Annotated in this window: 5 protein-coding genes and 1 pseudogene; 2 read left to right on the forward strand and 4 right to left on the reverse strand. The window is 61.2% G+C overall.

The features are described from left to right. Positions 1-762: 762 nt before the first annotated feature. Positions 763-1818, reverse strand: coding sequence for an AbrB family transcriptional regulator (locus BLR85_RS27420; protein ID WP_093164895.1), 1056 nt, complete (start codon positions 1816-1818; stop codon positions 763-765). A 192-nt stretch (positions 1819-2010) separates the two neighbouring features. On the opposite strand from BLR85_RS27420, the gene BLR85_RS27425 reads away from it, so the two are divergent. Together BLR85_RS27425 and BLR85_RS27430 are read left to right on the forward strand one after the other, a co-directional pair. Then, positions 2011-2940 carry a LysR family transcriptional regulator gene (locus BLR85_RS27425; protein WP_093164897.1) on the forward strand — a complete coding sequence of 310 codons (930 nt, stop codon included), beginning with the start codon at positions 2011-2013 and terminating at the stop codon, positions 2938-2940. 148 nt (positions 2941-3088) lie between these two features. Beyond that, the gene (locus BLR85_RS27430; protein ID WP_093164902.1) at positions 3089-3406 is read left to right on the forward strand and encodes a hypothetical protein; all 318 of its coding nucleotides are present in this window, start codon (positions 3089-3091) and stop codon (positions 3404-3406) included. 362 nt (positions 3407-3768) lie between these two features. Here the strand turns inward: BLR85_RS27430 and BLR85_RS27435 are convergent, their stop codons facing one another. From BLR85_RS27435 to BLR85_RS27445, 3 genes and pseudogenes are all read right to left on the reverse strand, one after another. Continuing rightward, positions 3769-5238: a mannitol dehydrogenase family protein gene (locus BLR85_RS27435; protein ID WP_093164905.1), complete on the reverse strand. Its 1470-nt coding sequence runs from the start codon at positions 5236-5238 to the stop codon at positions 3769-3771. Between the two features lie 4 nt (positions 5239-5242). Next, positions 5243-5407: pseudogene (locus BLR85_RS30165) on the reverse strand (SDR family oxidoreductase); the annotation flags it as partial. A gap of 110 nt (positions 5408-5517) precedes the next feature. Then, positions 5518-6346: ABC transporter ATP-binding protein (locus BLR85_RS27445; protein WP_139188593.1), on the reverse strand; the 829-nt coding region annotated here is incomplete at its 5' end.

Here is a 6346-nt window from a genome sequence, read left to right on the forward strand (position 1 = left end):
TGGGCGATGCTGGCGAAAGAAGAGGATTATGGGGATCCGGCATTGGGGGCGACGTAAGCAGCTTTCCATTTCCCGCCAACGTTGGAGCGACGGGAGTGTGAGAGAGCGATGACCTGAATGGGCGCAATGATCGAACAGATCTGGATCGGAAAACCAGTACTACCGGCAGAGCCGCAGAGCTCGTGCGTCAGATGTGGATCCGATCCGCTGATCACCATCCCGGCCCGCGGCTTCTGAATGCGCCGCAAAACGAGGCCTGACAGAAGACCGCAATCGATCACACGCCAATAGCGTCAAAAAAACCTTGCACTACGGGCGGCAACCACAGAAGCCGGTAGTTGTTCAGACAACAAAAGGGGGGCTTCGCCCCCCGCGCTCTTCAGAGCGCTCCCCCCAGGATATTTTCGGAAAGATGATGGGCAGTGCTTTCATTCAATTCATCTTTCCGAAAATACATCCGCCGGAGGCACGATCCGTAGGATCGTTCACGCACCAAGTATGAGCGGGATGCGGATTGTCGCATTCGGTATCGTGGCGCCGGGCCGGGGCACATTTTCAAGGCCGAACACATCGTGATAGGGGCGGGCTCGATAATGGGCCGTGCGGTTTGGTTTGGCTCACATGCGCGCATAACGGCCCCTCGGCCTGGTCGATGAAGGCATCCGCGCGCCTTGTTGTGAGCTTCTGGCCGTGCAGCCCCCCGATCACTGTATTCGAAGCAGGGAAACAGGAGAGGATCAAACGCCGCTTGGTTGCACCGGTTCAGCCTTTCTCGAACAGCTTCATCACGATCGGCGCAAAGGTGATGACCAGGACCATCCGGAAGATGTGGTGGAGCACGACAAAGGTCAGGTCTGCCCCGGCGATGATCGACAGCACCACCATCTCCCCCTGTCCGCCCGGCAGGAAAGCGAGGAAGGCGTCCAGCCCGGGGGCGATCCCTGTCCGGGCGATGAACTCGATGAAGACAACCGAGATCGCGGCCAGAAGAAGCCCGTTCGTCATGCCTGCCAGCACCGTCCGGCGCAGCTCGCCGAAGGCGACGCCGGTATATTTTGCACCGACGCCGAGGCCGATGAAGAATTGCGAGGCCCAGATCATCTCGGCCGGTGGGCGATGGGTGATCAGCCCGGAAAGGCTTAGCGCCGCGGTCAGGATCATCGGCCCGATGATCGAGGCGCCGAACATGCCGACCCGCGCCGCCAGCCGCCAGCCGGCAATGCCTGACGCCATCATGAGGGCGATCTCGTGGGGGGGGATTTCGGTTGCCGGCAATCCGGGGCGGGCATCCAGGTCGACCTTCCAGATGGCGGTGAGGATGATCGGCGCGAGACTCACCAACATCAGGATGCGGGTTGCATGGATCAGCGACAGAACACGCATGTTGGCGCCGGCCTCTTCGCCATAGATGACGATGTCTTGCAGTCCGCCGGGCATGGCCGAGAAATAGCTGGTGATGTGATCGAAGCCAAAGAAGCGGCGCAGCATGGGGTAGGAGCAGAGCGCGATAACGGTGACGAAAACGGGTACCAACGCCAGCGATCCGAGCATGTCCGGCACGCGCGAGATAACTGCGGGCGTGATCGAGGCTCCAGCCGCGACACCCAGGATGGTTCGGAATATGACGCCCAGAAGCCCCATGCCCTCCATGCGCGCTCCGATCAGGGCAAAGCCGAGGCAAGCGAACATCGGCCCGAGCAGGAAAGGGAGCGGGAGGCGCAAGAGGCTGAACAGAATAACGCCGAATCCGGCGATCGCGACTGTCAGAAGGCGGCGGAGCAGGCGCGAGCGCGGGTCATTCTCGGCACTTGGAATCATGGGTGTGCGATACAGTAATTCGAGGACAAACGTGGTGCGCCTGTACGGAAAGTTCGGGAGATGGAAGCCCCGATCCAGACTGTCGAACGAACACTTGGCGGAGCGCAGTCATGGCTGGAATTTCCAGTCGGTGTGTCGATAGCAAACTTCATTTGATTTGATAAATGTTGTATTTTCCGGAATTCATTCAATATGCGCATCAATTACGATTTCAGCGATCTCGAGGCCTTCCTGGCGGTGATGGAGACCGGCGCCTTTCATCTCGCAGCCGAGCGGCTCGGCCTCTCGCAGCCCGCAATTTCCCGCCGGGTTCAGAAGCTTGAAGCCGCCTTGGATTCGATCCTGTTCGAACGCTCCACGCGGGCGGTCAAACCGACCCTGGCGGCCAAGAGGCTGAAGGTGCGGGCCGAGGCCATCCTGAATGACGCACAGGAAACGGCCTTGGCGATGCGGGATGAAAGCGTGGCCTTTGCACATCAGCGCCACATGGTCGTTTCGGTGGCAACAATCCCGACGGTCGTGTCGGCGGTGCTCCCACAGGCGATCCGCCGTTTCCGGCAATCGGGTTTCGCCGCCCGCATTCGTTTTCTCGATCTGACGGCCAATGACCTAGCGGAGGCCGTTTCCCAGGGGGATGCCGATTTCGGCATTTCTTCGACGCCAGCACTGGAGAGCTCTATCGAGTTCGAACCGCTCTTCGACGACCGAATGATGCTGGTGTTGCCGAACGATCATCCGCTGGTACGGCAGAAGGAAATCAACTGGGCGCAACTGGAGGGCGAAGCGCTGATCCTTCCGACACGAGGTACGGGCAACCGGCTTCTGATCGACGAGGCGATGGCCCGCGAACGCCTGCAGCTTGGCTGGACATTCGAAGTGCATCGCTCGACCTCGGCGATGGAACTGGTGGCAGGCGGCGCAGGCATGGCGTTGGTGCCGAATTCTGCCATCACCCCCGGATTCGCGAATGAGGTTGCGTCGCGTCCAATGATCTCGCCTGAGATCGTGCGGCCAGTCGGTTTGATCAGCCGGGTTGGACATACCGACAGTGCGGTCTCTTTCGGCCTCAAACAGGCAATTCGGGCCGGAAATCTGCGACCTTCAGGTAATTTTGAGGGCTGAATGTACTTTCCTGTCTTTCGGGTGTTTCGCGGCAACAAAGGTGAAAGTGAAGGGCCGCGCAGGATGTTGTTGATCTGACGCAAGGAAGTGGAGCACCCTGTTCGATATATGCATGAAATGGAACGCGTCTACAGAGGAGGACGGGTAGATGAACATTGGCGAATTGTTCAGGGATGAGCCGGATTCATGGGTCCTGCGGGGCGATCATGTCCTGTGGCGAGAATTTGCAGAAACCTTCGCCGATACACCGGTCCCAGATAGTACCGCCGAGCTTCAGCGGATTCTGGAAACGGCCTTCTGGGACGCTACCGGAAATAGTCTTGCCTTCTGCACCGAGGTCCTGGTCGGGCGCCTCGCAAGAGTGGACGAGACGCGCGGCGGCGTGTCCTGTGCCATGTGGCGTTACAATTTCTTCCCGCTTATCATCAAGCGGTTCGAAGAAGCGAAGAGCGCATCGGCAGCCTAGAAGCTACGGGCAACCGACAGACGCTCGAAGCGGGACAGGGAGTGGGGACTCTGCCCCGCTTTTTCGCTTTCCAATGCTGCGCGCCGATCTCGGAGGACGTGCCGCCCGCTTGGGCGATCCTGCGGATCGTGCCGCCGACGGAGGTATTTGGAGAAAGATGAAACGGAAACAAGTTCGTTTTCACCTTTCGCAAAATATCCTGGGGGGAGCGCTCGACAGAGCGCGGGGGGCAAAGCCCCCCGACTGGCCCGTCCTGTCAGTTCGAAGACAGCCTCAGCTGATATGCATTCCCGTTGGATAGCGCCCCGCCGATCCTAAGGCGGAACGCCGGGACGTTGCCGTATTGCGAATAAACGATAGGCTCAGTCGTTCAGATAGGCCTGCAAGGTGGCTTCCGTGCCGTTTTCCCAAAGGGCATTGAGCGCCTTTGTGAATCCTTCCCTGAAGAGCGGCGACTGGCCGACATCGCCGTAGATATCACTCATTTGCAGCCAGGCGGCTGGATTGTCGCGAGCCACGCGAGACGCCTCTTTGAGACGGTCCCAGGACGGATCGTTCGGAGGGATTTCCTCGTGATGTTCTCCCTCGCCGAAGCAGTAGCGGCACCAAAGCGCGCTCGCGAGCGCTAGCCCGTCGATGCTGCGGCCGGCCTTCAGGCAATCGGCGGCCGAAGGCACGATGAACTTTGGCTGACGGTTGGAACCGTCCAGGCAGAGCCTCGACAGCGTGTCTTCGACGCGCGGGTTGGCAAAGCGCTCCTCGATCAGCTCGAAATAGGCTGTCAGCGAGGTGTCGGGCACTGGCGGCACGATCGGGATCACCTCGGTCGTCTCGACCTTTTCGAGAAAGCCGCGTACCAGGGGGTGAGCCATGGCGTCATGGGCATAGGTCAGGCCGAGCAACGCACCCGGATAGGCGATCATGGCGTGGCCGCCATTGAGGATGCGGATCTTCATATGTTCATAGGGCGTCACGTCGGGCACGAATTGCACGCCGACCTCTTCGAGGGCCGGGCGTCCGTCGGTAAACTTGTCCTCCAGCACCCATTGGCGGAACGGCTCGCAGAAGACCGGGCGGGCATCCTCCAGTCCGAAGGCCTCGCGCAGGTGGTTGATGCGTGCCTCGGTGGTGGCCGGGGTGATGCGGTCGACCATGCCATTGGGGAAGGCGACTTTGTCGTCGATCCAATCGGCCAGTGATGCATCCTGTCCCCGGGCGATTCCGAGCACGGCGGCGCGGGTCACCTCGCCGTTATGGGGAACGTTATCGCAGGACATGACGGTGAACGGTACCATGCCGGCTTCCCGCCGTGCCCGAAGCCCCTCGACAATTGCGCCAAAGATGGTGCCCGGCTTGCCGGGATTGGCGATGTCGGCCTGGATCGCCGGGTGGTCGGGGTTGAAGCCGCCTGTCTCGGCGGACACGAAATAGCCGCCCTCGGTAACGGTCAGCGAGACAATCCGGATCGACGGGCTGGCCATCGCTCGCAGGATTCCCTCGTGGTTGGGGCTGACGGGGGCGAAATCGGTCATGGAGCCGATCACCCGGCCCTTGTCGCCGGAGGCGTCCTGTTCGAGCACCGTGTAGAGGCAGTCCTGAGCCTTGAGACCATCGCGCATCTGCGCATCGGCTGGCATGACGCCTGCTCCGAGTATGCCCCACTCTTCGGAGCCCCCCCGGGCCAGCAGGTCGTCGATATAGATCGCCTGGTGGGCGCGGTGGAAATTTCCAAGGCCGACATGGAGGATGCCCGCGGTCACTTTCGAGCGGTCATAGGCGGGGCGAGAGATCTCCGGGTGGAGATCGGCGAGTGTTTCAGCGGAAAGTTTCATGGTCTCAACTCATCCATTGGCCGCCATCGACGTTGTATGTCTGGGCGACGATGTAATTCGCCTCCTCCGAGGCAAGGAACACGGCCATACCGGCAAGGTCTTCCGGCTTGGCCATGCGATCGAAGGGAACCCCCGCCCCGACGATCTTCTTCTTTTCACCGGGCGCGAGGCCCTCGGCGATAGCGACGGTGGCGCCTTCGCGGATATCGGCTTCCGCGAAGGCCTTGCCGGTGCCGCGTGCCGATCCCGTGATCGGCGCGGCCTTTCCGTCAAGGCGTTTCATCTGATCGCGTGTCCCTGTTTGTCGAACTTGTGGAGATGTTCGCCTTGCGGGCTAAGGAAGACGGTTTCACCACGGTGGAGATCGACCTCGCCGCTTGCGCGGACGGTGAGTGGGTCCTTGGATCCTTCGACCTTCACGTGGAAGAAGGTGTCGGAGCCGAGATGTTCGGAAACGCCGACCACGCCTTTCCAGGTACCGCCCTCGCGAGAGATGTCGAGATGCTCCGGACGGATGCCGATCGTGTCGGCCCCATGTTCGGCGGCCGTCTTGCCGGTGAGGAAGTTCATCTTGGGCGATCCGATGAAACCGGCGACGAACTTGTTCTGCGGTTTGCGGTATAGCTCCAGTGGACTGCCCACCTGCTCGATATTTCCCGCGCGCAGCACCACGATCTTGTCGGCCATGGTCATGGCCTCGACCTGGTCGTGGGTGACGTAGATCATCGTGGTGGCGAGCTGCTTGTGCAGCTCGGAGATCTCCAGCCGCATGTTCACCCTGAGCGCTGCGTCGAGGTTCGAGAGCGGCTCGTCGAAGAGGAAGGCGGAGGGTTCCCGCACGATGGCCCGGCCGATGGCAACCCGCTGGCGCTGGCCGCCCGAAAGCTGGCCGGGGCGACGGTCGAGATAGTCGGTGAGGTTGAGCACTCGGGCCGCTTCCTCGACTTTCCGGTCCTGCTCCGCCTTGTCGAGCTTGGCCATGCGCAGTGGGAAGGCGATATTCTTGCGCACGCTCATATGCGGGTAGAGCGCGTAGCTCTGGAAGACCATCGCCAGGCCGCGCTTGGCAGGCGGCACGTCGGTCGCGTCCTGACCGTCGATCGCGATA

The sequence above is a fragment of the Aliiruegeria lutimaris genome (genome assembly GCF_900099935.1).
In the GTDB taxonomy this organism is placed as follows: domain Bacteria; phylum Pseudomonadota; class Alphaproteobacteria; order Rhodobacterales; family Rhodobacteraceae; genus Tropicimonas; species Tropicimonas lutimaris.